Below are 24,887 nucleotides of genomic sequence, written 5' to 3'. Positions count from 1 at the left end.
TCCCATCCAAAAAGGACTGCCATGACCTCGCTGAAGGCACCATCGCGCGTGCCGTTGTACCTCTCCCTCTTGGTGGCGTTCCATATCGCCATCGTCATCGCCAGCAACTACCTGGTGCAACTGCCCATCAATTTGCTGGGCTTTCACAGCACCTGGGGGGCGTTCAGCTTCCCGTTCATCTTTCTGGCCACCGACCTGACGGTGCGGCTCATCGGCAAGGCCGAGGCGCGCCGCGTCATCACCCGCGCCATGCTGCCGGCGCTGGTGGCGTCGTATGTGGTGGGCGTGCTGTTCCACGAAGGCCGCTTCAACGGCTGGGCGGCGCTGGGTGACTTCAACACCTTCGTGTTCCGCATCGCCTTTGCCAGCTTTGCCGCCTACGTGCTGGGGCAACTGCTGGACATCCAGGTATTCGACCGTATCCGCCAGAGCAGCCGCTCGTGGTGGCTGGCGCCTGCGGCGGCGTCGGTGTTCGGCCAGGCGCTGGATACGGCGGCGTTCTTCTCCATCGCCTTCTGGCGCAGCCCTGACGCGTTCATGGCCGCCCACTGGGGCGAAATCGCCGTGGTGGACTATGTCATCAAGCTGGCCGTGAGCCTGCTGTTCTTCGTGCCGGCCTACGGCGTGGCGCTGGCCGCCATCGTGCGCAGCATGCGCGAGGGCGCGGCCCCGCTCGCGACCGCGCCATGAGCCGCCTGCCGCAGCGGCGCGCGCTGGTGCTGCTGTCGGGCGGGCAGGACTCCGCGACCTGCCTGGCCTGGGCGCTGGCGCGCTATGGGCATGTGGAAACCCTGGGCTTTGACTACGGGCAGCGCCACCGCGTCGAGCTGGACTGCCGGCAGCGGCTGATCGACGGTGTGCGCGCCCTGCCGTGGCCGGGACAGTTGGGGCCGGACCACATGCTGACGGTGGACGTGCTCGCGCAGCTGGGCGGCAGCGCCATGACCGAAGACGTGGCCATCGCCATGCAGGCGGACGGTTTGCCCAACACCTTTGTGCCGGGGCGCAACCTGCTGTTCTTCACCCTGGCGGCGGCGCTGGCCTATCGGCGCGGGCTGGATGTGCTGGTGGGCGGCATGTCCGAGACCGACTATTCCGGCTACCCCGACTGCCGCGACAGCACGCTGAAGGCGCTGCAGGTGGCGCTGAGTCTGGGCGTGGACCGCCCGCTGACGCTGGAAACTCCGCTGATGTGGCGCAGCAAGGCCGACACCTGGGCCCTGGCGCAGCGGCTGGGCGGCGACGCCCTGGTCGAACTGATCCGGTGTGAGTCACACACCTGCTACCTGGGCCAGCGCGGCGACCTGCACGCCTGGGGCCACGGCTGCGGCGGCTGCCCCGCTTGCGAACTGCGCGCACAGGGGTGGGAGCAGTGGACCGCGCAGCGCTCTTTGAACGGCGCATAAAAAAACACCCGGCATGCCTGCCGGGTGGTTGCTTCTGTTTTTATAGCTGCTAGCGCCCGTCCACCAAGCGCTAGATGCCTGTTTGATACTTATTTTTTCTTCGCGCCGCCGTCTTCCAGCTGCGCCAGCGCGGCATTGCCGCCCAGCGACAGCAGGCCGGCGCGCGCATACACGCCCAGCTTGCCGCGCGTGTCGGAGATGTCCAGGTTGCGCATGGTCAACTGGCCGATGCGGTCCAGCGGGCTGAACGGCGCGTCTTCCACCTTTTCCATCGACAGGCGCTCGGGCGCGTAGGTCAGGTTGGGCGACTCGGTGTTCAGGATGGAGTAGTCGTTGCCGCGACGCAGCTCGAGCGTCACGGTGCCGGTCACGGCGCGCGCCACCCAGCGCTGGGCGGTCTCGCGCAGCATGATGGCCTGGGGGTCGAACCAGCGGCCCTGGTACAGCAGGCGGCCGAGCTTCAGGCCGTTCAGGCGGTACTGCTCGATGGTGTCTTCGTTGTGGATGCCGGTGACCAGGCGCTCGTAGGCGATGTGCAGCAGCGCCATGCCGGGGGCTTCGTAGATGCCGCGGCTCTTGGCTTCGATGATGCGGTTCTCGATCTGGTCGCTCATCCCTAAGCCGTGGCGGCCGCCGATGCGGTTCAATTCCAGGAACAGATCCACAGGGTCGGCGATCTCCTTGCCGTTCACGGCCACGGGTTGCCCCTCGTCGAAGGTGACCGACACTTCTTCGGCCGGCACGTCGACTTCGGGCTTCCAGAACGCCACGCCCATGATGGGGTTGACGATGCGGATGCCGCTGCTGAGGAACTCCAGGTCCTTCGCCTCGTGCGTGGCGCCCAGCATGTTGCTGTCGGTGCTGTACGCCTTTTCGGCGCTCATCTTGTAGCCGAAGCCTTCCTTGGTCATGAAGGCCGACATCTCGGCGCGCCCGCCCAGCTCGTCAATGAACTTCTGGTCCAGCCAGGGCTTGTAGATCTTCAGCGCGGGGTTGGTGAGCAGGCCGTAGCGGTAGAAGCGCTCGATGTCGTTGCCCTTGAAGGTGGAGCCGTCGCCCCAGATGTGGACGTCGTCCTCCTTCATCGCGGCCACCAGCATGGTGCCCGTCACGGCGCGGCCCAGCGGCGTGGTGTTGAAGTAGGTGATGCCACCGGTGCTGATGTGGAACGCTCCGGCCTGGATGGCGGCAATGCCCTCGTGCGCCAGTTGCGTGCGGCAGTCGATCAGGCGGGCCTTCTCGGCGCCGTATTCCATGGCCTTGCGGGGAATCTCATCGTAGTCGGCTTCGTCAGGCTGGCCTAGGTTGGCGGTGTAGGCGTAGGGCAGGGCGCCCTTGTTCTTCATCCAGCGCAGCGCGGCGCTGGTGTCGAGGCCGCCCGAGAAGGCGATGCCGACCTTCTGGCCGACGGGGAGGTGTTGCAGGATGGTTGCCATGGGATTCTCTTGAAAATTGATAGCTGCCAGCGCTTGCCTGGTAAGCGCTAGAGGCCTAAAACATGCTCAGCCGTAGTGACAGATGTAGTGGAAGGCCTCGGTCACGCGGATGTTGAATTTGGAATTGCCCGGCACGCTGAACTTCTCGCCCGCGCCCACCTTGACCCAGGCGTCGGTGCCGTCCAGCTGGTATTCGCAGGATCCGCCCACGCATTCCATGATCTCGGGTGCGCCCGTGCCGAAGGTCAACGTGGCCGGCAGCACCACACCCACCGACTTCTTCGTGCCATCGGGGTACGTGAGGTTGTGGCTCACGCACTTGCCGTCAAAGTACACATTGGCCTGGGTGGTGACGGAAACACCGTCGATTTTTTCGGTGGTCATGGATGGGGGACGCAGAGGATGGGACAAACCATCAATTCTAGAGCCTGCGCGTGCCGGCGCGCCCCGTGCGGGCGCGGGGCGGCGTTTGCCCCGCAGCAACGAAAAAGGGCTCCGAAGAGCCCTTTGGCATGTGCCGTCTGCGTGCTGGCCGCCAGGCCGTGGCGCTCTGCTCAGCGCCAGTAACGGTCGTGGTAGCGGGGCGGGCGGTAGGGATGGCCATAGTTGTCGCGGTATTCGATCACGGTGACGGGCGGCTCCACGATGTAGGCCGGCGGGCCCGGCTGGGTGGACACCACCACGCCCGGCTGCGCATAGCCGCCGGAATAGGTAGGAGAGTAGGTGGGGGCGTAGGTGGGCGGGTATCCGGCGGGAGCGCGCGACACTCCCGGCACCGCTGGCTGCACGGTGAGTGGAATCCACGCGCCTGGGTCCGTCTGCGTGCGCGTGTTGTAGTGCCGGCCGGCGTATTCGTAGACCACGTCGTAGCCGACGATCTGGTTGTCGTAGTAGGTTTCGGTCGTGCAGCGCTGCACGTTCTGGTAGCCGGGGCGGCCGCCCTCGATCTGGTTGCCCAGCACCGCGCCACCAATCACGCCCAGGGCCGTGGCCGCGGCGCGGCCGCTGCCGCCGCCGATGGCGTTGCCCGCGGCGCCGCCTGCAATCGCGCCCAGCACCGCGCCCGCGCCGGAGGTGGGGCGGGCGCCGCTGTAGATGGTCTCGTTGCCGCAGACCTGCTGCGGAATCGCGATCTGCTCGGTGATGGGCGTGGCCGACAGCACGCGGCCCTGTTCCTGCGCCTGGGCGGCCAGCGCGGCCGTGGCCAGGGCCGCGAGGACAAAAATCTTGTTCATGGGCAAAAAGCTCCTTTCGGTCGGCCTACAACGCGCCGAACCTGCAGGAAGTTTCAGCCCGGCGCGTCAACACACCCGCGCCGACCCGTAAATCTGCGTAAAGATGTGTTGCCTCATGCCTTGGAGTGGCTGGCCGCGCGTGCGTTCCATGCCTCGGGGCTGAAGCCCACCGTCACGTCACCCGCGGGGCCGCCCTGCCACTCGACCACGGGCCGCTTGATGACCGAGGGCTGCTCGCACATCAGCGCGGCCGCGCTGCGGGTGTCCGTCACGCCGGCCTGCACGGCCGCGTCCAGCTTGCGCCAGGTCGTGCCCTGGCGGTTGAGCAGCTTCTCCCAGCCCACGGCGGCCATCCACGCGGGCAGGCGCTCGGCGGGCACGCCTTGCTTCTTGAAGTCGTGGAACTGGTAGGCCAAGCCTTGCTCCTGCAGCCAGGCGCGGGCCTTCTTGACGGTGTCGCAGTTGGGAATGCCGTAGACGATGATCGTGGGGGTACTCATGGCCCGGGATCATCGCGCAAGCCCGGCTCGGCGACAATTCATGGGCTATGCACATTCCTCCGCAGACACTGGAAGGCTGGCTTCGCCACTGCGAGCAGCTGCACCCCAAGAACATCGACATGGGCCTGGAGCGCGTGGGCGAGGTGGCGCGCCGCCTGGGGCTGCGCTTCAACTGCCCCGTGATCACCGTGGCGGGCACCAACGGCAAGGGCTCGACCTGCGCCATGCTGGAGGCCGTGGCCCTGCAGGCTGGCTACCGTACGGGGGTCTATACATCGCCCCATCTGGTGCATTTTGAAGAGCGTTGCCGCATCCGTGGCGAGATCGTCGATGCCGCGTCGTTGGTGGCCAGCTTCGAGGCGGTGGAGCGGGCGCGCACGCAGAACGGCAACGAGGTCACGCTGACCTACTTCGAATTCACCACGCTCGCCATCCTGCGGCACATGAGCCTGTCGCTGCTGGACGTGGCCATCCTGGAGGTGGGGTTGGGCGGGCGGCTGGATGCCACCAACATCATCGACGCCGACTGCGCGGTGATCACCAGCGTGGACATCGACCATGTGGAGTTCCTCGGGTCTGACCGCGAAACCATCGGCCGCGAGAAGGCCGGCATCATGCGCACCGGCCGCCCCGTGGTGGTGAGCGACCCCATGCCGCCGCAGAGCGTGATCGACCATGCGCGCGAGATCGGCGCCGACCTGTGGCGCTTCGGGCAGGACTTCAACTTCTCGGGCGACAAGCAGCAGTGGGCGTGGGCCGGGCGCGGGCGCCGCTACGCGGGCCTGGCGTATCCGGCGCTGCGGGGCGCCAACCAACTGGTCAATGCCTCGGGCGCACTCGCTGCGCTGGAGGCAGTGCGCGAACGCCTGCCCATCACCGCGCAGGCGGTGCGCGCCGGCCTGGCGCTGGTGGAACTGCCGGGGCGTTTCCAGATCGTGCCGGGCCAGCCCACGCTGGTGCTGGACGTGGCGCACAACCCGCACTCGGTGGCGGCGCTCACGGCCAATCTGGACGCCATGGGCTACTTCCCGACCACGCACGCGGTGTTTGGCGCCATGGCCGACAAGGATCTGGCGCCCATGCTGGCCAAGGTGGGGCCGGTGATCGACCGCTGGTATTTCACCGACCTGCCCACGCCGCGCGCCGAGACGGCCGCCAGCCTGCAGCAGAAATGGAATGCGCTGCAGATGGTGGCCGGAGGGCGCCGTGAGGTCGCCACCAGCCTGCACGCCAACCCCGAGGAGGCGCTGCGCGCGGCCGTGGAGGCCGCGGACCCCGCTGATAGAATTGTGGTCTTTGGCTCGTTCTACACGGTGGGTGGCGTGCTCCAGCATGGGGTGCCGCGCCTGCAGGCCAAGCATCTGGGCGCATAACGAGTCCGCACTCCATGGCATTTTTCAAGTTTCGTTGGCCTGGCCGGCAGGAGCCGTCGGGCGACACCAACAAACCCGCCAAGCGCTCACGCACTCCGCAGGCCGAGAGCATCGAGGAAATGCGCCGACGCGCGCGCCACCGCCTGCTGGGCGCGGCAGTGCTGGTGCTGGTGGGCGTGGTGGGCTTCCCCCTGCTGTTCGACACCCAGCCGCGGCCGGTCCCGGTGAATGTGGCGATGGACATTCCCGATCGCCACAAGGTGGCTCCGCTGGTGGTGCCGCAGCAAGAGGCCAACACCCCCCGCGCCGCGGAGCCGGCGACTTCCGGCCTGGATGCGGGCGAGGAAGTGGTGGCGTCCCGCCCACGCAGTGCGCCAGCGGCCTCGCAGCCCGCTGCGCGTGTGGAACCCAAAGTGCCGGCTAAGGCGGAAACCCCGGCGGAATCCAAGCCCGAGCCCAAACCGGAACCCAAGCCCGCGCCCAAGGCAGAGGCCAAACCGGAATCCAAACCAGAACCCCGGCCCGATCCCAAGCCTGCGCGCCAGGACGATGCTGCGCGCGCCCGCGCACTGCTCGAAGGCCGCAACCCGCAACCCAGCGCCGCGCCCGCCGCTGCGCGCGAGGAGCAGGGCCGCTTCATCGTGCAGGTAGGCGCCTTCGCGGACGCCGACAAGGCGCGCGAGGTGCGCGATCGGTTGGAGCGCTCCGGCCTCAAGACCTATACCCAGGTGGTGGACACGAAGGATGGCAAGCGCACTCGCGTGCGAGTGGGGCCGTTCACCAGCCGGGCAGAGGCCGACAAGGCGGCCAGCCGCGTCAAGGGCGCGGGGCTGTCCGCGTCGGTGTTGGCGCTGTAGGCCGGCTGGCGGCCCGGGACGGCGTTTCAAAGGTTGCGCATGGCGGCGCTGGACTGGATCTTCCTGGTGGTGCTGTGCGCGTCGCTGCTGATCGGTGCATGGCGCGGACTGGTGTTCGAGTTGCTGTCGCTGGCCGGCTGGGTGGTGGCGTTCTTTGCCGCGCAATGGTTTGCGGACGATATGGGCGCGCTGCTGCCCATGGGACAGGCGGATGCCACCTGGCGCCATGTGGCGGGCTTCGCGGTGGTGTTCGTCGGTGCGGTGTTTGCGTGTGGGCTGGTGGCGTGGCTGCTCAAGAAACTGGTCGAGGCGGTGGGCCTGCGGCCCGCGGACCGGGCGCTAGGGGCACTGTTTGGCGTGCTGCGCGGCCTGGTGCTGCTGCTGGCCGTGGTGCTGGTGGCCGGCTGGACGCCGATGCAGGATGCGCCGTGGTGGAAGGAATCGCAGGCCGCCCCCCTGTTGCAGGGAGCGCTCAAGGGGTTGAGGCCCGCGCTGCCGGATGAACTGGGCCGCCATCTGCCTTCCTAGCGGGCCTGGCGGCGCGGCCGCGGTGAGTGATGTGTGTGATCGGCGGGAAACCCCGCCGCCAAAACTGGAACGAAACTATGTGTGGAATTGTCGGCGTGGTCAGCACGGCCCCCGTGAATCAGCTGATCTATGACGCCTTGCTGCTGCTGCAGCACCGGGGACAGGACGCCGCGGGCATCGTCACGCAGGAAGGGCGCAAATTCTTCATGCACAAGGCCAAGGGCATGGTGCGCGACGTGTTTCGCACGCGCAACATGCGCGCACTGCCCGGCACCATCGGCCTGGGGCAGGTGCGCTATCCCACGGCGGGCAATGCCTCCAGCGAGGAGGAGGCCCAGCCGTTCTACGTGAACGCGCCGTTCGGCATCGTGATGGTGCACAACGGCAACCTCACCAACGCCAAGCAGCTGCGCGGCGAACTGGCCGACACCGACCACCGCCACACCAACACCGAGAGCGACTCCGAAGTGCTGCTCAATGTGCTGGCGCATGAGCTGGCGCGCGCCACCAGCGGCGCGCCGCTGCAGTCCGAGGACGTATTCAAGGCCGTGCGCGCGGTGCACAAGCGCGTCAAGGGCTCCTACGCCGTGATCGCGCTGATCGCCGGCTATGGCCTGCTGGCGTTCCGCGACCCGTTCGGCATCCGCCCGCTGTGCATGGGCCGCGGCGCGGACGGCACCGTGATGCTGGCGAGCGAATCCGTGGCGCTGGAGGGCACGACCCAGGTGCTGGACCGTGACGTCGCGCCCGGCGAGGCCGTGTTCGTGCACGCCGACGGCCGCGTGGAAACCCAGCAGTGTGCCGAGAACCCGCACCTCAACCCCTGCGTGTTCGAGTACGTGTATTTGGCGCGTCCCGACTCGGTGATGGACGGCATCTCGGTCTACCAGGCGCGACTGAACATGGGCGAGACGCTGGCCAAGCGCGTGATCTCCACCGTGCCTCCCAGCGAGATCGACGCCATCATCCCCATCCCCGAATCCAGCCGCCCCAGCGCCATGCAGCTCGCGCAGCTGCTGGGCATTCCGTACCGCGAGGGCTTCGTCAAGAACCGCTACGTGGGACGCACCTTCATCATGCCGGGGCAGGGCGTGCGCAAGAAGTCGGTGCGCCAGAAGCTCAATGCTATCGGCAGCGAGTTCAAGGGCCGCAAGGTGCTGCTGGTAGACGACTCCATCGTGCGCGGCACCACCTCGAAGGAGATCGTGCAGATGGCGCGCGACGCCGGCGCGGTGAAGGTCTACCTGGCTTCTGCCGCGCCGCCGGTGCGCCACCCCAATGTCTATGGCATCGACATGCCCACGCGCTCCGAGCTGGTCGCGCACGGCCGCACGGTGGAGGAGATCCGCCAGCTGATCGGCGCCGACGCACTGATTTACCAAGACGTCGAGGCCATGAAGCAGGCCGTGGGCAAGATCAACCGCAAGGTGGAGGGGTTCGAGGCCTCGTGCTTCGACGGCGTGTACATCACCGGCGACATCTCCGACGAGGAAGTGACCGCGCTCAACGAGGGCCGCAACCGGGGTGGTGAAGAGGAGCAGGAAGACACCTCCCGACTGTCCCTGCCCAACGCCCAGGAGGCGTGAGTACACTCGCGCTCATCAAAAAGATGAGCGCCTTGCGCTTGTTGGTACTGGGTTTTAGTGTAAAAAATGCCTGAAGTCCAGGTACAGCAAGCGCTATCAGCTCCTATTTTTTAGAACAAGGACCGCCACCGTGACCGATCAACCCCTGCCCGAGGGGCTGCGCCCTGAGACCCTCGCCGTTCGCGAGGCCGTCGCGCGCAGCCAGTGGGGCGAGCACAGCGAGGCGCTGTACATGACCAGCAGCTTCGTGCAGAGCGACTGCGAAAGCGCCGCACGCCGCTTCGCCAACGAAGAGCCGGGCTACACCTACACCCGCACCGCCAACCCCACGGTCAGCAGTTTCGAGCGCCGCCTGGCGGCCATGGAGGGCACGGAATGCGCGGTGGCCACCAGCACCGGCATGTCGGCCATCCTGCTGATGGCGCTCACCGTGCTCAAGAGCGGCGACCACGTGGTGGCCTCGCAGTCCATGTTCGGCTCCACGCTCAAGCTGCTCGGGTCGGAGATGGCGCGCTTCGGCGTAGAGACGACCTTTGTCTCGCAGACCGACCTGCAGTCGTGGGAGGCGGCCATCCGCCCGAATACCCGCTTGCTGTTTGCCGAGACACCGACCAACCCGCTGGGCGACCTGTGCGACATCGCCGCACTGGCGCAGATCGCGCATGCGCGCGGCCTGCTGCTGGCGGTGGACAACAGCTTCTGCTCGCCCGCGCTGCAGCGCCCGGCGCAATTGGGCGCTGACCTGGTGGTCTACTCGGGCACCAAACTGCTGGACGGCCAGGGCCGCGTGATGGCGGGCGCCGTGTGCGGCACCACTGCGCTGGTGGACAAGGTCATGGGCACTTTCATGCGCAGCGCGGGGCTGAACCTGTCGCCGTTCAATGCATGGGTCGTGCTCAAGGGGCTGGAGACGCTGTCGTTGCGCGTGCGCGCGCAAAGCGCTGCGGCTCTGGAACTGGCGACCTGGCTGGCCACACATCCCAAGGTGGCGCGCGTGCACTATTCGGGCCTGGCCAGCCATCCGCAGCATGCATTGGCCATGCGTCAGCAGGGCGGCATGGGCGGCCCGGTGCTGGCGTTCGACGTGGTGGGGCAAGGCGCGGCGCAGCTGCGCGCGAATGCCTTCCACGTCATCGACAGCACGCGCGTGTGCTCCATCACCGCCAACTTGGGCGACGTGAAGACCACCATCACCCATCCGGCCAGCACCTCGCACGGGCGCCTCACGGAAGAGCAGCGCCAGGCGGCCGGCATCGGCCAGGGGCTGATCCGCGTCTCCGTAGGCTTGGAACATATCGACGACCTGAAGACCGACCTCTGCCGAGGCCTGGACACCCTGCCATGACACAACAACAAGTACGCACCCGTTTCGCCCCGTCGCCCACGGGCTTCATCCACCTGGGCAACATCCGCTCCGCGCTCTATCCCTGGGCCTTCGCGCGTGCCAACGACGGCGTGTTCATCCTGCGCATTGAGGACACTGATCTGGAGCGCTCCACCCAGGCCTCGGTCGACGTCATCCTGGAGGGCATGTCCTGGCTGCAGCTCGACCATGACGAGGGCCCGTACTACCAGATGCAGCGCATGGAGCGCTACAAGGAAGTCCTGGCCCAACTGCAGGCTGCAGGCCATGTCTATCCCTGCTACATGAGCGTGGAAGAGCTCGACGCCTTGCGTGAGCGCCAGATGGCCGCGAAGGAAAAGCCCCGCTATGACGGCACTTGGCGCCCCGAGCCCGGCAAGGTGCTGCCGCCCGTGCCGGAAGGTGTCAAGCCCGTGCTGCGCTTCAAGACGCCACAGGACGGCGTGGTTGGCTGGGACGACAAGTGCAAGGGTCGCATCGAGTTTCAGAACAGCGAGCTGGACGACCTGGTCATCGCGCGCCCGGACGGCACGCCCACCTACAACTTCTGCGTTTGCGTGGACGACATGGACATGCGCATCACCCACGTGATTCGCGGGGACGACCATGTGAACAACACGCCACGCCAGATCCACATCTTCGAGGCCCTGGGCGCCACGGTGCCCGTGTTCGCTCATCTGCCCACCGTGCTCAACGAGCAGGGTGAGAAGATGAGCAAGCGCAACGGTGCCAAGGCCGTGACACAGTACCGCGACGAGGGCTATCTGCCCGACGCCATGGTCAACTACCTGGCGCGCCTGGGCTGGAGCCATGGCGATGATGAGATCTTCAGCCGCGCGCAATTCCTGGAATGGTTCAACCTGGATCACCTGGGCCGCAGCGCCGGCCAGTTCGACGAGGCCAAGTTGCGCTGGGTGAACGCACAGCATCTCAAGGCCATGGAAGATGCGCAGTTGGCAGCACTCGTCCGGCCCTTCGTCGTGCAGGCGGGTGTTCCAGAGGCGCAGTTGGATGCTGATGACCGCTTGCCGCGCATCTGCGCGCTGTTCAAAGACCGCTGCGAAACGCTGGTGGACCTGGCACGCTGGGCGCGCGTGTTCTATGTGGACGCCATCGAGCCCGATGCAGACGACTTCGCGAAGCACGTGACTGAGACCGCCGCACCGGCGCTCGACGCCTTTGCCGCCGCCATGGAAACCGTGGCGTGGAACAAGGACGCTATCAACGCTGCGATCAAGGATGTCCTCAAGCAGCTGGGTTTGAAGATGCCGCAACTCGCCATGCCCGTGCGGGTGCTGACCATGGGTACCGCGCATACGCCGTCGGTGGATGCCGTGCTGGAACTCCTGGGTCGCGAAAAAATCCTCGCGCGATTGAAAAGTCGCTAAAAACCTGTCTATAATTCAAGGCTCAGGTGATGACGACAGATAAGAAATTAAATGTCGAAGTCAAAGGGGGTATAGCTCAGCTGGGAGAGCGCTTGCATGGCATGCAAGAGGTCAGCGGTTCGATCCCGCTTACCTCCACCACCTGATAATTTGAACGGAAGTTCTTAGGTTTTGACCCTATCGTCTAGAGGCCTAGGACATCACCCTTTCACGGTGAGTACCGGGGTTCGAATCCCCGTAGGGTCGCCAAGTTTGGCTGCACTTGATTCGCAAGAATGCAAGCAGCTACCGACGCGGAGTGGTAGTTCAGTCGGTTAGAATACCGGCCTGTCACGCCGGGGGTCGCGGGTTCGAGTCCCGTCCACTCCGCCATCTTGGGGGTATAGCTCAGCTGGGAGAGCGCTTGCATGGCATGCAAGAGGTCAGCGGTTCGATCCCGCTTACCTCCACCAAGATTTGTTGGTTTGCAAGTTTCTAGGTTTTGACCCTATCGTCTAGAGGCCTAGGACATCACCCTTTCACGGTGAGTACCGGGGTTCGAATCCCCGTAGGGTCGCCAAGTTTTGTGGCACTTGGCTCGGTTGCATTGGCAGCAGGGCAAAAGTCACACCGACGCGGAGTGGTAGTTCAGTCGGTTAGAATACCGGCCTGTCACGCCGGGGGTCGCGGGTTCGAGTCCCGTCCACTCCGCCAATATCAAAAAAGCCGCTGCAAATAATTTGCAGCGGCTTTTTTTCTGTGTTTTCAGAATTTATTGCAACAGCCAAGCAGCTATGCGGACATAGGGCGTCGCTCCGCTACGTGGCTGAATGTCCATGGTTCCATTCCCGGCATGCCCAATCAGGCTACTGAGAATCTGTCCATTCGCATCAATAAATGCGCTAAACCCTACGTTATTTGCACGTACTAGCGGTTTTTGTGCTTCGGCCGCGCGCACGCGCGCAATTGTCAGCGCTTGCGCCACGTAAAAACTGGACGCAATCCACGAATCACTCGACACGTTGACCAGAAGACTTGCATCTATCGCTTGACGGGCGGCTTTGCCGGGGTAGGCGAGTTCGCTGCAAATCGTCGGTCCAAGTGGCACGCCCGCAGCGATCAACGGGGGTTGTACCGATGCTCCAGGTAGAAAATCGGCTAGAGGATATCGATACAGATATGGATAAGCCCAACTCAGGGCTGGTGTGTCGGGCAAGTATTCAGTGAATGGCAGAAGTAACTCCTTGACATAGGTCTTGGCGGTTCCTGCACCGTCGATGTGAATCAAAGTGTTCTGCTGTGCACCTCCCTCTGTACCGGGCATATCGGTTTGAAACGCAAACCCCGGCATCCCAAACAGGAGCGATACACGCGAAATGCGTGCGGCTTCCGCTACGGCGCGGCGGTAGTTTGCCGGCAGCACTCCTGGCCGCTGTACCAAAAATAACTCTGGAAATACGACGATATTGGCCTCTGGATTCTGTGCCGCGGCATACAGCGCGGCCATTGCTTCCAATTGTTCTGTTGGGTTGTATTTGGTGTCTTCTGGCCAGTGGGTATGCACGAGCCTGACAGTGATAGGGTGCTCCATAGCGCGAGTCCAAGCCACATGCTGCAATGACCAGCCGGCTATGCAGGCCAGAACCCATGCGGTGGTGAGCTTGAAGAGACGGCCGCTCTGGCGAAAGCTCTGAATAGATTGGATGCAAGCAGCTGCAATCGCCCATATGGCAAGCGCGATGCCAGCGCTACCCGCTATGGGATACAGGCCGCGCAATATGGCGTTGTCCACCTGGCTGTAACCCAGTAGTCCCCAGGGCAGCGCCCAGAACCCCATGGTGCGTATCACTTCGGCAGAGGTCCAGCCCAAGCCCGTGCACGCTGCCAGTGCCAACATACCCCGCTTTTGCAGAGCACGGCAGCCTGCGCGCAGAGTTGCAAAGCAAACGCAGTAGAGAGCGGTGTGAAAAGCCACCAGCACGCCGCATACCAGCAGTGTGTCGCCGAGGTCGTTAGCGGGTGGTCGATAAATCCCAAGCCCCACCCAAAACAATGCTCCGATCAGAAAGGAGCAGGCGAACACAGAAAAAGCGCGCAGCTCATGCAGGAAAGAATTTTGCCGCCTGAGCACCGTCAAGAGTACGACGGCGGCGGCGATAGCGATAGGCGCCGCAGCCCGGGGCTCGGACAAGGCCAATCCGGCGCATAACCCCGCCCCGCCGGATAGTGCGACGCTAAGAGTGGTGGTCGGACGATGCCCCACTGCAGATTTATGTAGCGTGTAGTGAAAAATGGCTTTCTTTCTAAGAAAACGCTTGGGGATGAAACAACGGTGAACCACAAGCGACCTCCACGAGGGAAGGATCTATTCTCGCTATGGAAGTTTGAGAATCATCAATTTACATATGAGTTAAATAGAAACTCTTTGAAAACTATTGCTCTACTTATAGGCAAAAAATTACATTTGTCCGATGCATGTTTGAAACATAACGTAATCAAAGTAAGCGTGCTAGTTTTGTCACATTCATCAGGGGTAGGAGTCCATAAGATGCGCTTCGCACGCGGGGTTGAGCCCAGCATGTGGTTTTATTTTTACTTCTGAGGAGGGATATATGCTTTTTTCTACGAACCAGTCGCTTCGCAAAGTACGTGGTCAGGGAATGACTGAATACATCATCATCGTGGCGCTAATCGCCATTGCTGCTATCGGTGTTTATAGCGCTTTTGGTAATGTGGTAAAGGGGCAGACGGGTGCCATGGCCGCTGAGCTGGGCGGTAAGGATGGCTCAAGTGCTGCCAATCTGGCGAAGACGCAGGCAGAGGGTGCTGGTTCGCGTGGTTCTTCCAAGCACACTCTGGAGAATTTCCAAGATTCTGCAGCCAAGGGTCGCTGATATCGGTGATCTGCTTGGTAGCCCAGTGGCTACCGAGCAGGGTCCCGTTTTAACGGTGATGATGATTTTGGGTGTGTGAAAGGTTTTGAAGTGCGGGTAATTGGTGGAATAACAAAAAGTATTTGTTGCGCGAAGTGGTTGGCGTCTGTTTTGCTTTTTGTTGGATTGACACCCGCGTGGGCGCAAACCCATTCACTCCTTTCCGGTATGCCTGGATACAAGGTACAGCCCCCCAAAGTGGTTGAATTTGGTAGTTACACGGAAGGCGACCTTTTCTATTGCCAGCCTGGTAAGCGGTGCACCAGTGGCGACCCTGGGTTTAGCGACGAAGGAAAGCTTGTTGCCGAGGGTAAAGTCACGGTGCAGCGCTATTCGACGGAAAAGCCGGCAGGGACACTTGCCGTGTTTCGGAACTATGAAAATGCCATCCGTGAAATGGGCGGCAGGCGCCTGACCTATACATCAACGCATGACACGACCAATGTCTTTCTGATCGATCGACAAGGTGCAAAGGTATGGATCGTGCTGTCCAACGCATACGACAGTGGCTACCAACTGACCTATATCGAGGCCAAGCCTCTGCAGCAGGTGGTGAAAGCAGGGCAATTGGCAGATGCCATCCACAAGCAGGGCTTTGCGACTCTCTACATCAACTTTGATAACAACAAATCGGACGTAAAGCCTGAGGCCAAGCCTGCCATGGAAGAAGTGGTGGCCTTGCTCAAGGCTGATAGCGTGCTGCGGCTGTCGATTGAGGGGCATACCGACAACGTGGGGAACGCGGTGACAAATAAAACGCTTTCGCAGGCTAGGGCTCAGAGCGTAGTGAAGGCACTGGTGGCGAGCGGCATTGATGCCAAGCGCCTGCAGGCAAAGGGCTTTGGCAGCGAAGTGCCGGTTGCCGATAACCGGTCGGAAGAAGGCCGCGCCAAGAACCGGCGGGTGGAACTGGTCAAACTGAAATAACAGCGTAGGGATTGCACCCTGCGCACTGTGGCCCTCAGGGCTGTGTGCAATGTTGCGAGGGAGGGCGGATATGCCGAATATCGGTACGCTGCGGTCAATTCCGCCGCGCGTGGCATGTGCTGGGCAGCGAGGGCAGGTGCTGGTCTGGTTTTTGGCCTTCGCTGCCACATTGGCGGTGGTGTTTGCGGGCGTGTATAGCGTTGGCCAAGCTACTAGCGAAAAGCAAAAAGTAGTGAATGCAGCGGATGCTGCGGCCTATTCGGGCGCGCTGGTTGAGGCGCGGGCCTTGAACCTTATTGCCTATACCAATCGGTCGGTGGTGGCCAACGAGGTGCTGATCGCGCAGATGGTCAGCCTTCAGTCCTGGACAGACTATTTTGAGCGCGCCACGTCCAACTACCAGACTATTTTCAATGCATTGAGTGGCATTCCTTATGTTGGTGCAGCGTTCAAAGCGTTGGCGGTCACGATGCAGGCGCTCAACAAAATAGTCGTCGTGCAGCAGAAAGTTCTCAATGGGGTGGTGCCTTCAGTGATTCGCTCCTGGGAAGGGCTCTTTGCGGTCTGGTACACAGGCGTTATTCGCCCTGCATTCATGCCGCCGGTAATGGCGCAGGCGGCGCGTTCTGCGTCAGCAGCTGTGTTGCAGGCGAATGTTGCGACCCAAGGAGGGCGTAGGGATACCGCCGCGCATCTCATCCAAACCACTACTTTGATGGCTCGTAATGAGTTTGAGTGGCAGCGCGCCACTCGTTATTACACGGGAAATGACCGCAAGTATGCGCGAGACTTGATTCTGGCTTCCAGGGACGAATTTTCGACCAACCGACCGGGCAGTGAAATATTTTTTCTGAATGTATTGTTCGGTAATAGCTCTATGTGTGTGCCGTTTACATTCAAGATTGGCTCTGAGAAGCAGGGACCCACCCGTCTGGTGAATTTTGATCGTTGGGAAGCGCAGGACACTCTCGAGTTCAAACAGAAGATTGGTCCCCGGGGGTGTAGCTGGGGTAAAGGCACCATGGCGGAGCCGATCGGGTGGGGGCGTTCGGTGGCCGATCAGCGCGGCCAGACTAATGGTACCCGTATCAACACGGATGGCGGAGCAGGAGCGCTCGCCTGGAAGGCGACCAACAAAAATAGCGGATGGACGGGTATCAAATCGCTCTACGACGTGGAACGTGACAACAAGGGCAAGCCGCGTAGCGAAGACTTTACCTATGCTATTGCCGCGGCCAAGTACAAGGGGGACATCCGTACCAACGAGAGCCTGGGGTTTGAATCCCGTGCCATGGCGGGGCCGCTGGGCTCGCCCGACCTGAAAGCGGGATTCGCCAAGGATCAGATGATTTCGCTGGCGGAGGCGCGCATTTTCTTCGCTCGGCCTGTACGCAACAACCTGGATATTACGGGCAGCGGACTATTTCGTGCGGATAGTTTTCAGGAGTACGCCAGTCTCTACAACCCTTATTGGCAGGTCCGTTTGTCGGCTCCTTCTCAGGCCACGCGCTTGCTGGTGTACGGCGCTGCCGGGCTCAATCCGGCGCTTGAGGTGTTTGCCCAATGATGACGAGTTTTTCTGGGCACCGCCTGTGCGCGATTGGTGGCACGGTCTTGGCGGCCTTGTTGGTTCTGCCGGCGTGTTCGCCAAATGATTCGGCAGCCCAAACGGCTGGTGGTGGCATCAAATCTCAAACCATCACCATCGTGCGAGAGCGCCGGCCTGAGGACCCTGCCGCCTATCTGAAGATGATGCGCAACACCTTGGCGCGCTGCCAGGAGACCAAGGCAGAGCTGGCGCGGGTATTAGGCAAGCCGTACGACCCGCAGGCGGAGGCCCTGTCGGACGATGAGTTGATGAAGCTCGAAACGGAAGTGATCGAGGAGTACTTTGACGGCGATCGCTATGCAAAGGTTGTGAACAGCAGTTTGCTGAAAACCGAAGTATGGGGTCCGAACGAAGGCGAGAGTTGCAGGCCTGTCGCCAAGCGAATTCGCAACATTCGGCTGCAGCCAACCCGTTGCAAGCAGATCGATGTGGCGTATGACCTGGATGAGGGCACCGGTATCCGCGAACAGGCGGAAGACATCTGCGCGCCACGCAGCCGTGGATCTGCAGAGCCTATGGGTGAATTGGTGGATATACCTGGAACCGGCCACCGGTGCCGCTGGAATGTGGCGGAAGGCGGGGCGCCCGCGCGGGCCTGCCTGCTGGATCCACTGCATTTTTACCCATCCACCGGCGCTGATCTGGTGGTCATGAGTACCTCCGCGCGACAAGCGCTTCCCGCGCAATTCCCGATAGACGACATGGCCATGATCGCCAACGGGGTGGCGACGGTGGAGCGCCCGCTGCGCGTAGAGATCGGCAAGCCCATCGCACCAGGGGTGTTCGAGGTTCCGGCGGATGCCAAGGCGTTTCCCCTCAGCGATGGCAGGGGCTGACGCGGCATGTCTTTACCCGTGATGCGACAAGCACTCTCATGATCGTCAACGCTCCACCCCGACAGCGCGGTCAGGCGACGACCGAGTTCATCGTCAGCCTGTTCGTGCTCATTCCTCTGTTCTTTGGTGTGTTCTATTTTGCGCGGTATGCGGATGTGAAGCACTCTGCCATTCAGGCCAGCCGCTATGTGGCTTTCGAGCGCAGTTGGGATCCCTACAGCCGCGCCAAGACCGCGGGTCAACTGGCAGAGGAGACGCGCGCGCGGTTCTTCATGTCCGTGGAGCGCAATGGCGGGCAGATCAAATACCGCGATAGCACGATGGGGCAGGACGCCTCGGCGAAGGGCAACCGTGTGCCCTTGTGGAGCGACGCCGCATACCAGCCGCTGCTGCAAAGCTATGCGGATGTGAGCATCCGCGAGGTCGATACGGGCCCGCTGGCCACGGGGCTGGTCGGTAAGTTGCAGCAAACCATGGCGACGCCCGTGTTCAAGCTGCCGACCAGCGGCATCGTCAAGGCCGAAGTGACGGTGCCTCTCAGCAATATTGCGCATTACGACGCGCTGCGCGATGTCAATGTGGGAATGCCGGGTGCGACGGCGCTGGGCGCTGGGGTCTGGAACGCTAGCGGTGCGAACAACGGCAGCGAAAGCGTTTGCGCTCGGGTAAAGCCGACCGTGTTGGGTTCTTATATCAAGCCGGTGGCGGATGTGTTGGGAATGCTCATGTCCCCGTCCTTCGAAAAGAAGGCGCCCGACGTGGGGCTCATCCTGCCTGAGTACGACATCCCGGGCAGTGTGCGCGACAAGGCGGACAACGCCGTACCTTACAGCCGCCAGGCGCGCACGCGCTGCTGAGTCCCGTCATGTTCGTCCGACTGATTGCCCTGCTGCTGACCATGACCTGTGCGACCGTATTGGCGCAGGAGTCGTTCACGCGCACCGCCACGCCTTGGCCCGATGTGCCGCCGCCGCCGAGGGCTCAGGTGCAGTGGGTGTCGGACGACATGCGCGTCAACGGCGTGCCTATGAAGGTGCAGGCGTTCCAGAGCCGAGCTTCCAAGGACGAGGTGGTGGCGTTCTACATGGCGCATTGGCGCATTGCGGTCAATGCGGTGCCGGATCCGGCCAAACCCCCCGCATCTGTCACTGCCCACGGACCGGACACCCTGGTGGCGCGTGCGCATGGGCCGTATTACAGCCTGGTGAAGGTGCGTAGTGCCTCCGATGGAGGCTCCGAAGGCACGATTTCTACCTCGCTGCTGCTGGGCGTGGAGCCGCGTATCGATGCCAGCGGCATTCCGGCGCCACGCAGCGCCACGCCTGTCAATGTGGTCGAGTCGATCGATAACGGCAAGCGCAACAAGCAGGTGATGTTGGTGAGCCGCGAGGCGCTGGACAGCATTGCCAGCTACTACCAGACGCAGCTGGCGGCCAGCGGCTGGTCGTTGCTGCAGGAGCAGAACGCCAGCGCGAAGGGGAGCCAGGGGCCCGCCATCGTACGGATGTACGGACGTGACAAGCAGCAACTCGATGTGGCAATGGGGGTGGACGCAGAGCGGCGCCTCACCATCGTCACGGTCAATCTGGTGCAGTTCTGACTGCAAGGCGCACAGACATGCAACGCTCCGCACGCATCGTTTTTTCAGTTTCCCGTGGCTTTGCAACGGTGGAGTACTGCATCGTCTGCGCGCTGGTGGTGATGGTGCTCTTCGCGGCACCGAATACGCCCCAGATGCTGGTGGATGCCGTCAAAGCCTTCTATCGCACGCTCACTTTCTTCGTTTCACTTCCTTGAGGCTTTTTCCGTGGCTGTATCACTCAACAAAAATTGGCTGCTGCTCGCAGGCGCCATTGCATTGGGGGGACTGGCGTTCTTTCTAAGTAACAAGGCTATCAACTCCCGGATCACGGAGCTGGAGGAAGAAGCCAACCGCGGCAAGACCTTGGTGCCGGTGGTGGTGGCCAGCCGGCCCCTGCAGGCCGGCGATGTGCTGGATGCGAGTGTGGTGGCCGTACGTAAGATTCCGTCTGAGTTCGTCAACCGGAACACGGTGGTTCCAGACACATACGATGCAGTGGACGGGCAGCCTCTCACTGTGGAAGTGCAGCGCGGCGAGCCTTTGATGACTACCTACACCGCCAGTCGGGGCGGAGAGATCTTTGCGGCCACACTCAAGGACGGGCGGCGTGCGCTGACCATCGAGGTAGACGAAATCAGCTCCATGTCGGGCATGCTGCGCCCAGGCGATCGCATCGACCTGATGCTGACGGCCAAGCCGCCAGGCGGCGACGGCAACGCCAAGGAGTTCACCTTCCCCATGCTGTCCAATGTGGAGGTGCTTGCGACCGGCCAGGCCCAGAAGGGCACGGCCAGCGCAGGTGAAGCTGCAGCGCGCGCGTACTCGCATGTCACCCTCAATGTCACGCCGCAGGATGCCACCCGCGTGATCGCCGCCAAGGCGGGGGGCAAGCTCACGGCCGTGCTGCGCGCGCCCACCGATCAGGTGGCCAACCCGAGCCCTGCATTGACCATTGACGATGTGGTGGCCTCCATTGCGCCGCGCGATGCAGATGGCAACAGCCAGCGGCTGGTGGAGTTCATCATCGGTGGCTCCGGCAGCGGGGGCAAGGTGAGCCGCACGCCCATGCTGGATGCAGCCCTGCAAGATCCGAACAACCGCGCCATCGCGGAGCGCGTAGCGCAGGCCATGGCGCAGGGGGACATGCCAGCGGCAGCGCCTACTGCAATGCCCACCCAGCCGCCAGTTTTGCGTGACACGCCGCCCCCGACACAGGTGCCTGCGGGTTCGCGTATGCCGGTGTCTTCATCGGCAGCCAGCCGCGGAGTGCCGGGTCTGGCGCATTGATCCCTGAGATTTAAAGAACGCCTCCGTTGTTTCCAATGAACACTTCTTTGCTTTTTCGTGCGCCCGCTGTGTGCGTCGTTTTCGTCTTCTTCACAGGTATCTTGGCTGTGCCCATGGCAGGCGCCGGGCCGGCGAGCGTGTCCGCGCAGCGCCCCCTCGCCGTGGTCAATGCAAGCCCCATCGCACTGTCGCTTTATGCGGGACAGGTGCGTGTGTTGCCGCAGGCGGGCGTGGAGCGCGTTGCCATTGGCAATGGGGCGCTGCTGACAGCATCCGTGGTGGCCGATAAGCAAATCGTTTTGCTGGGTGAGAGTGCGGGGGTCACGTCGCTGTATGTCTGGCTGCGCAATGGCACGCAGATCAACTACGAAGTGACGGTGAGCGCGGATCACTATGCCAAGACGGCCATGGAACTGCGCCAACTGCTGAGTCATGACAAGGGCATCAACGTTAGTGCCGTTGGCGACAAGGTCGTGCTGGACGGCATGTATGCGAACCAAGACTCGGCCGCCAAGATCCAGAAGATCGTCAAGGCTTATCCGCAGGTGCTCAATCTGGTGCGCGAGCGGCCCGAGGATCAGTTGGTGGTGCCCGAGCAGATGGTGCAGTTGGACGTGAAGGTGGTCGAGGTGCGCAAGCAGGCGCTCGACAACATCGGCGTGAAGTGGAGCAACCTGGGCGTGGCTGGCCCGACGTTTGCCACGTCGGGATACTTCTATGCCAACTCGGCCAGCTTCCGGGGACTGAACCAGGAGGGATACCCCATCACTACGCCGGCGCGACCCTTTATCTCCTATCTGGGGCTGGCCACGCAGATCACTTCAGTACTGAACTTTCTGGAGTCTAACGGAGACAGTTGGACGTTGGCCGAGCCGCGCATCAGCAGTGTCAGCGGTGGATCGTCAAAGGTGCAGGTGGGTGGCGAGATACCCATCCCGGTAAGTTCCGGTTTCGGCCAACTGTCGGTGGTCTACAAACCGTATGGCGTGATTTTGGAGTTCAAGCCGGTGATCGACAAGGCGGGCAACGTGCGCTCGTCCATCGTGGCGGAGGTGAGCCAGCCGGATCGCAGCGCAGGGCAGGGGCAGTTCGTAGCGTTTACTACCAACCGCACTGAGACCGAAGTCAGTCTGAAGCAAAACGAAACGCTAGTGATTTCCGGCCTGCTCAAAAGCGTGGGAGCGCGTAACAAGGAAGGCATCCCCGTCATCGGGCGTGCGCCGGTGCTGGGCCGGCTGTTTTCAACGCAGGAGATGACCAACGAACAGACAGAGATGCTCGTGGTCGTGACGCCGCGTATCCATACGCCCGCGACAGACCGTGCCCAGGTGCTGGCGAGCGAGAACGCTTACCAGCGCCTGAATGAAGTCAAGGACATGATCGAAAGCAAGCTGGCACGCTGATCCCACGGAATAACCACGATGCTGCATCTGCAAGTCATGACCGCCGAAGGGCCCGCTGATACCCGGGTCATCAATGCCACGCGCTGCATGGTCGGGCGCGGCGAGAGAGCCGACGTCACGCTTTCCGGCTGGAAGGTGCACAAGGAACACGCGGAGATTTTTGTCTCCAATGAACAGGTGTTCGTGCGTGACCTGGGCTCGATGTTTGGTACTTATGTGGACGACACCAAGGTGACCACCTTCGGGCCGCTCAAACCCACCGATGCCATCCGCATCGGGTCGCACCAGTTGCATGCACGCTGGGCGCGCATGCGGGAAGGAGGGGGCGAAGAGCCTGTCGACCCGCCACGCGCGACCCAGGCGATGCCTGCTGCTCCCGCGTCGGCTGCCAGTGCGCACACGGCGACTCGCATGCCTGCACCGGTAACCCAGCGCATGGCATCAACGCCCGAGCGGACCAGGGAAGAGCCAGTGAACAACGGGGCACCCATTGCTCCCTCGGAGGTGCGGACCGCCAGTGTGCAGATCGACCAGGACTGGCTGGGCTACCGCCGACTGATCCAGGAAAAATTGATCGAATCCTTCGACATGCGCCGCACCGACGTGCACCGCATGGGCGACAAGGAGTTGCGCGAGCATACCGAGCAGGCCATCCGCGAGATTTTCCTCCACATGCCGGCGGGCATCCCCGCCGACGTGGACAAGCAGCGTCTGCTGGAGGAAGTGCGTGATGAGGCCATTGGGCTGGGCCTGCTGGAGCCGCTGCTGGCAGACCCTACGACCACTGAAATCATGGTCAATCGGGTGGACGAGATTTTCGTCGAGCGCGCCGGCCGACTGGTGCGAGTGCCGCTAGCGTTCTCCAGTGAGAAGGCCATGATGGGGGTGATCGAGCGCATTGTGGCCCCGGTGGGCCGGCGCATCGACGAAAGCTCTCCGCTGGTGGATGCGCGGTTGAAGGACGGGTCGCGCTTCAACGCCATCATTCCACCGCTGGCCCTGAAAGGGCCATCGATGACCATCCGCAAGTTCTCCAAGCGCAAGCTGGGTGCCGAGGATTTGATCAAGTTCGGCTCCGCCAACGCGCAGATGGTGGAGTTCTTGCAGATGGCCGTGAAGCAGCACAAGAACATCATCGTTTCGGGTGGCACCGGCTCCGGCAAGACGACGCTGCTCAATATCCTGAGCAACTTCATTCCCGAAGGCGAGCGTATCGTCACCATTGAGGATGCGGCCGAGCTGCAACTGCACCACGAGCATCTGGTGTCGCTTGAGTCGCGCCCGGCCAATGCCGAGGGCAAGGGGCAGATCGCCATCCGCGAATTGGTGAAGAACTCGCTGCGCATGCGGCCGGACCGTATCGTGGTGGGCGAATGCCGTGGCGGAGAGGCGCTGGACATGCTGCAGGCCATGAACACGGGCCATGATGGATCGCTGACCACCGCCCACGCCAACAGCCCGCGCGACATGCTGGCACGCCTGGAAGTGATGGTGCTGATGGCCGGCATGGATCTGCCCGTGACGGCTATCCGTGAGCAGGTGGCATCGGCCGTGGACATCATCGTGCAGCAAACGCGCTTTGCCTGCGGCAGCCGCAAGATCACTCGCATCACCGAGGTCACGGGGGTGGAGAGCGGCAAGATCCAGTTGCAGGATCTGTTCGAATTCGTCGAGACCGGTTTCACAGCGGAGCGCAAGACCGACGGCTACTTCACCGGCTGCGACGCCGTGCCCGAGTTCTACGAGAAGCTGCGCCAGATCGGAGTGGCGGTGGATCTCGAGATCTTCAAACGGGCGAAGTAATGAATCCCTCCCTGCTTGTCTCCTTCGCGGTCGCGGTCAGCGTGGTGATGTTGGTGTTCTTCGTTGCGCGCTCGTGGGGCCACTACCGCGCGCGCTTCACCTCGGACGCACGGGTATCGCTGGAGGACATGTTCCTGTTCATCGATCCGCAGCGCCTGTTCTTCATCAACGTGGGCGTGGTGCTGGTGCTGCCGGCGCTGGTGCTCCTGCTGACCGGAGCCGTGCCCCTGGCAGTATTGGCGGCGGTGGGCATCTTCGTGCTGCCACGCATGGCCTATGGCTATCTGAAGCGTCGGCGCGAAGCCAAGCTGATCGAGCAGATGCCTGATGCACTCAACATGCTGGCGGGGTCACTGCGTTCGGGGGCCAGCCTGGCCATTGCGATGGATCTGGTCGCAACGGAGACGCCGCCGCCGTTCAGCCAGGAGCTGTCGCTGGTGCTGCGCGAGCAGAAGCTGGGCGTGTCGCTGGAAGACGCCTTCGAAAGTTTCGCCAAGCGGGTCAATCTGGAAGACGTGAACCTGCTGGTTTCCGCCATCACCATCTCCAAGGATGTGGGCGGCAACCTGTCCGAGGTGCTGGAGCGTCTGGCAAGCACGCTGCGCGCCAAGGCCGCCATGGAGGGCAAGATCCGGGCGCTGACATCGCAGGGCAAGCTGCAGGGCATCGTCGTCGGCCTGTTGCCGGTGTTCCTGGGGTTCGTATTGTTCCAGATGGAACCCGAGGCCATGGCGCCGCTGTTCAGCACGTATTACGGCTGGGCCGTCATGGCCGTGGTGGCCGTGCTGCTGATCATGGGGGGCGTCTTCATCAAGAAGATCGTGACCATCGATGTGTAACCCCCTGATCACGGAGC

Annotated in this window: 24 protein-coding genes and 6 tRNA genes; 25 read left to right on the top strand and 5 right to left on the bottom strand. The window is 62.9% G+C overall.

All coding sequences use genetic code 11. The annotated features are described in order from the left end of the window. Positions 1–21: 21 nt before the first annotated feature. Together AC1PPL_RS11220 and queC are read left to right on the top strand one after the other, a co-directional pair. Positions 22–690: a 7-cyano-7-deazaguanine/7-aminomethyl-7-deazaguanine transporter gene (locus AC1PPL_RS11220; RefSeq protein ID WP_015913664.1), complete on the top strand. Its 669-nt coding sequence runs from the start codon at positions 22–24 to the stop codon at positions 688–690. Beyond that, positions 687–1,406 carry a 7-cyano-7-deazaguanine synthase QueC gene (gene queC / locus AC1PPL_RS11215; protein ID WP_088886460.1) on the top strand — a complete coding sequence of 240 codons (720 nt, stop codon included), beginning with the start codon at positions 687–689 and terminating at the stop codon, positions 1,404–1,406. The genes AC1PPL_RS11220 and queC overlap by 4 nt, the downstream gene beginning before the upstream one ends. A gap of 89 nt (positions 1,407–1,495) precedes the next feature. On the opposite strand, the gene argG is transcribed toward queC, so the two are convergent. From argG to AC1PPL_RS11195, 4 genes are all read right to left on the bottom strand, one after another. Continuing rightward, the gene (gene argG / locus AC1PPL_RS11210; protein WP_479973281.1) at positions 1,496–2,842 is read right to left on the bottom strand and encodes an argininosuccinate synthase; all 1,347 of its coding nucleotides are present in this window, start codon (positions 2,840–2,842) and stop codon (positions 1,496–1,498) included. A 66-nt stretch (positions 2,843–2,908) separates the two neighbouring features. Further along, a complete protein-coding gene (gene ppnP, locus AC1PPL_RS11205; protein WP_011805898.1) occupies positions 2,909–3,226 on the bottom strand; it encodes a pyrimidine/purine nucleoside phosphorylase in 318 nt (105 codons plus the stop codon). Positions 3,227–3,396: 170 nt separating this feature from the next. Further along, positions 3,397–4,077: a glycine zipper 2TM domain-containing protein gene (locus AC1PPL_RS11200; protein WP_088886461.1), complete on the bottom strand. Its 681-nt coding sequence runs from the start codon at positions 4,075–4,077 to the stop codon at positions 3,397–3,399. 113 nt (positions 4,078–4,190) lie between these two features. Beyond that, entirely contained in the window at positions 4,191–4,577 is a 387-nt protein-coding gene (locus tag AC1PPL_RS11195; protein ID WP_287802740.1) for an ArsC family reductase, read from the bottom strand. Between the two features lie 47 nt (positions 4,578–4,624). On the opposite strand from AC1PPL_RS11195, the gene folC reads away from it, so the two are divergent. The 12 genes from folC (at position 4,625) to AC1PPL_RS11135 (ending at position 12,365) form a co-directional block, all read left to right on the top strand. Continuing rightward, the gene (gene folC / locus AC1PPL_RS11190) at positions 4,625–5,950 is read left to right on the top strand and encodes a bifunctional tetrahydrofolate synthase/dihydrofolate synthase (RefSeq protein ID WP_088886463.1); all 1,326 of its coding nucleotides are present in this window, start codon (positions 4,625–4,627) and stop codon (positions 5,948–5,950) included. Between the two features lie 14 nt (positions 5,951–5,964). Then, positions 5,965–6,807 carry an SPOR domain-containing protein gene (locus tag AC1PPL_RS11185; protein ID WP_479973280.1) on the top strand — a complete coding sequence of 281 codons (843 nt, stop codon included), beginning with the start codon at positions 5,965–5,967 and terminating at the stop codon, positions 6,805–6,807. Positions 6,808–6,846: 39 nt separating this feature from the next. Continuing rightward, on the top strand, positions 6,847–7,335 hold the full coding sequence (locus tag AC1PPL_RS11180) for a CvpA family protein (RefSeq protein ID WP_011805893.1): 489 nt from the start codon (positions 6,847–6,849) through the stop codon (positions 7,333–7,335). A gap of 77 nt (positions 7,336–7,412) precedes the next feature. After that, positions 7,413–8,921, top strand: coding sequence for an amidophosphoribosyltransferase (gene purF / locus AC1PPL_RS11175; RefSeq protein WP_011805892.1), 1,509 nt, complete (start codon positions 7,413–7,415; stop codon positions 8,919–8,921). Between the two features lie 130 nt (positions 8,922–9,051). After that, positions 9,052–10,266, top strand: coding sequence for an O-succinylhomoserine sulfhydrylase (locus AC1PPL_RS11170; RefSeq protein ID WP_220637603.1), 1,215 nt, complete (start codon positions 9,052–9,054; stop codon positions 10,264–10,266). Continuing rightward, the gene (gltX, locus tag AC1PPL_RS11165) at positions 10,263–11,672 is read left to right on the top strand and encodes a glutamate--tRNA ligase (RefSeq protein WP_088886466.1); all 1,410 of its coding nucleotides are present in this window, start codon (positions 10,263–10,265) and stop codon (positions 11,670–11,672) included. Before AC1PPL_RS11170 ends, gltX begins: the two co-directional genes overlap by 4 nt. Before the next feature lie 65 nt (positions 11,673–11,737). After that, positions 11,738–11,813 (top strand) — tRNA-Ala (locus AC1PPL_RS11160). Positions 11,814–11,845: 32 nt separating this feature from the next. Further along, positions 11,846–11,921 (top strand) — tRNA-Glu (locus AC1PPL_RS11155). Positions 11,922–11,967: 46 nt separating this feature from the next. After that, positions 11,968–12,044 (top strand) — tRNA-Asp (locus AC1PPL_RS11150). 4 nt (positions 12,045–12,048) lie between these two features. Further along, positions 12,049–12,124 (top strand) — tRNA-Ala (locus AC1PPL_RS11145). A gap of 31 nt (positions 12,125–12,155) precedes the next feature. Beyond that, positions 12,156–12,231, top strand: a tRNA-Glu gene (locus AC1PPL_RS11140). 57 nt (positions 12,232–12,288) lie between these two features. After that, positions 12,289–12,365 (top strand) — tRNA-Asp (locus AC1PPL_RS11135). A 58-nt stretch (positions 12,366–12,423) separates the two neighbouring features. On the opposite strand, the gene lnt is transcribed toward AC1PPL_RS11135, so the two are convergent. After that, entirely contained in the window at positions 12,424–13,914 is a 1,491-nt protein-coding gene (lnt, locus tag AC1PPL_RS11130) for an apolipoprotein N-acyltransferase (RefSeq protein WP_479973304.1), read from the bottom strand. A 349-nt stretch (positions 13,915–14,263) separates the two neighbouring features. On the opposite strand from lnt, the gene AC1PPL_RS11125 reads away from it, so the two are divergent. The 11 genes from AC1PPL_RS11125 to AC1PPL_RS11075 all read left to right on the top strand — a co-directional run bounded on the left by AC1PPL_RS11125 (position 14,264) and on the right by AC1PPL_RS11075 (position 24,870). Beyond that, positions 14,264–14,545 carry a hypothetical protein gene (locus tag AC1PPL_RS11125; protein WP_088886468.1) on the top strand — a complete coding sequence of 94 codons (282 nt, stop codon included), beginning with the start codon at positions 14,264–14,266 and terminating at the stop codon, positions 14,543–14,545. A 75-nt stretch (positions 14,546–14,620) separates the two neighbouring features. Further along, on the top strand, positions 14,621–15,511 hold the full coding sequence (locus AC1PPL_RS11120; RefSeq protein WP_312792343.1) for an OmpA family protein: 891 nt from the start codon (positions 14,621–14,623) through the stop codon (positions 15,509–15,511). Between the two features lie 70 nt (positions 15,512–15,581). Then, on the top strand, positions 15,582–17,078 hold the full coding sequence (locus AC1PPL_RS11115; RefSeq protein WP_162844537.1) for a pilus assembly protein TadG-related protein: 1,497 nt from the start codon (positions 15,582–15,584) through the stop codon (positions 17,076–17,078). Then, on the top strand, positions 17,075–17,956 hold the full coding sequence (locus AC1PPL_RS11110; protein WP_123675622.1) for a hypothetical protein: 882 nt from the start codon (positions 17,075–17,077) through the stop codon (positions 17,954–17,956). Before AC1PPL_RS11115 ends, AC1PPL_RS11110 begins: the two co-directional genes overlap by 4 nt. Positions 17,957–17,994: 38 nt before the next feature. After that, positions 17,995–18,813 carry a TadE family protein gene (locus AC1PPL_RS11105; protein WP_088886472.1) on the top strand — a complete coding sequence of 273 codons (819 nt, stop codon included), beginning with the start codon at positions 17,995–17,997 and terminating at the stop codon, positions 18,811–18,813. A gap of 8 nt (positions 18,814–18,821) precedes the next feature. Further along, positions 18,822–19,556: a hypothetical protein gene (locus AC1PPL_RS11100; RefSeq protein WP_123675623.1), complete on the top strand. Its 735-nt coding sequence runs from the start codon at positions 18,822–18,824 to the stop codon at positions 19,554–19,556. 17 nt (positions 19,557–19,573) lie between these two features. After that, positions 19,574–19,753 (top strand): hypothetical protein, encoded by a 180-nt coding sequence (locus AC1PPL_RS11095; RefSeq protein ID WP_148061001.1) that lies wholly within the window; start codon positions 19,574–19,576, stop codon positions 19,751–19,753. A gap of 10 nt (positions 19,754–19,763) precedes the next feature. After that, the gene (cpaB, locus tag AC1PPL_RS11090; RefSeq protein ID WP_162844538.1) at positions 19,764–20,825 is read left to right on the top strand and encodes a Flp pilus assembly protein CpaB; all 1,062 of its coding nucleotides are present in this window, start codon (positions 19,764–19,766) and stop codon (positions 20,823–20,825) included. Positions 20,826–20,860: 35 nt separating this feature from the next. Further along, on the top strand, positions 20,861–22,228 hold the full coding sequence (locus AC1PPL_RS11085; protein WP_312792339.1) for a type II and III secretion system protein family protein: 1,368 nt from the start codon (positions 20,861–20,863) through the stop codon (positions 22,226–22,228). Positions 22,229–22,246: 18 nt separating this feature from the next. Next, entirely contained in the window at positions 22,247–24,031 is a 1,785-nt protein-coding gene (locus AC1PPL_RS11080; RefSeq protein ID WP_287802706.1) for a TadA family conjugal transfer-associated ATPase, read from the top strand. Continuing rightward, positions 24,031–24,870, top strand: coding sequence for a type II secretion system F family protein (locus tag AC1PPL_RS11075; protein ID WP_015913592.1), 840 nt, complete (start codon positions 24,031–24,033; stop codon positions 24,868–24,870). Before AC1PPL_RS11080 ends, AC1PPL_RS11075 begins: the two co-directional genes overlap by 1 nt. Positions 24,871–24,887 lie beyond the last annotated feature (17 nt).

It is taken from the genome of Diaphorobacter sp. B2A2W2, assembly GCF_056730635.1.
This window is presented reverse-complemented; position numbering and strand designations above follow the sequence as displayed.

Excerpts from the sequence above, each read along its gene's own strand:
- AC1PPL_RS11100 (WP_123675623.1), top strand. The coding sequence starts at position 18,822 with ATGTTCGTCCGACTGATTGCCCTGCTGCTGACCATGACCTGTGCGACC.
- AC1PPL_RS11200 (WP_088886461.1), bottom strand. The coding sequence starts at position 4,077 with ATGAACAAGATTTTTGTCCTCGCGGCCCTGGCCACGGCCGCGCTGGCC.
- queC (WP_088886460.1), top strand. The coding sequence starts at position 687 with ATGAGCCGCCTGCCGCAGCGGCGCGCGCTGGTGCTGCTGTCGGGCGGG.
- purF (WP_011805892.1), top strand. The coding sequence starts at position 7,413 with ATGTGTGGAATTGTCGGCGTGGTCAGCACGGCCCCCGTGAATCAGCTG.
- AC1PPL_RS11080 (WP_287802706.1), top strand. The coding sequence starts at position 22,247 with ATGCTGCATCTGCAAGTCATGACCGCCGAAGGGCCCGCTGATACCCGG.
- AC1PPL_RS11125 (WP_088886468.1), top strand. The coding sequence starts at position 14,264 with ATGCTTTTTTCTACGAACCAGTCGCTTCGCAAAGTACGTGGTCAGGGA.
- ppnP (WP_011805898.1), bottom strand. The coding sequence starts at position 3,226 with ATGACCACCGAAAAAATCGACGGTGTTTCCGTCACCACCCAGGCCAAT.
- AC1PPL_RS11195 (WP_287802740.1), bottom strand. The coding sequence starts at position 4,577 with ATGAGTACCCCCACGATCATCGTCTACGGCATTCCCAACTGCGACACC.
- AC1PPL_RS11220 (WP_015913664.1), top strand. The coding sequence starts at position 22 with ATGACCTCGCTGAAGGCACCATCGCGCGTGCCGTTGTACCTCTCCCTC.
- gltX (WP_088886466.1), top strand. The coding sequence starts at position 10,263 with ATGACACAACAACAAGTACGCACCCGTTTCGCCCCGTCGCCCACGGGC.
- AC1PPL_RS11110 (WP_123675622.1), top strand. The coding sequence starts at position 17,075 with ATGATGACGAGTTTTTCTGGGCACCGCCTGTGCGCGATTGGTGGCACG.
- AC1PPL_RS11095 (WP_148061001.1), top strand. The coding sequence starts at position 19,574 with ATGCAACGCTCCGCACGCATCGTTTTTTCAGTTTCCCGTGGCTTTGCA.
- AC1PPL_RS11115 (WP_162844537.1), top strand. The coding sequence starts at position 15,582 with ATGCCGAATATCGGTACGCTGCGGTCAATTCCGCCGCGCGTGGCATGT.
- AC1PPL_RS11185 (WP_479973280.1), top strand. The coding sequence starts at position 5,965 with ATGGCATTTTTCAAGTTTCGTTGGCCTGGCCGGCAGGAGCCGTCGGGC.
- AC1PPL_RS11180 (WP_011805893.1), top strand. The coding sequence starts at position 6,847 with ATGGCGGCGCTGGACTGGATCTTCCTGGTGGTGCTGTGCGCGTCGCTG.
- AC1PPL_RS11105 (WP_088886472.1), top strand. The coding sequence starts at position 17,995 with ATGATCGTCAACGCTCCACCCCGACAGCGCGGTCAGGCGACGACCGAG.
- AC1PPL_RS11075 (WP_015913592.1), top strand. The coding sequence starts at position 24,031 with ATGAATCCCTCCCTGCTTGTCTCCTTCGCGGTCGCGGTCAGCGTGGTG.
- AC1PPL_RS11085 (WP_312792339.1), top strand. The coding sequence starts at position 20,861 with ATGAACACTTCTTTGCTTTTTCGTGCGCCCGCTGTGTGCGTCGTTTTC.
- argG (WP_479973281.1), bottom strand. The coding sequence starts at position 2,842 with ATGGCAACCATCCTGCAACACCTCCCCGTCGGCCAGAAGGTCGGCATC.
- folC (WP_088886463.1), top strand. The coding sequence starts at position 4,625 with ATGCACATTCCTCCGCAGACACTGGAAGGCTGGCTTCGCCACTGCGAG.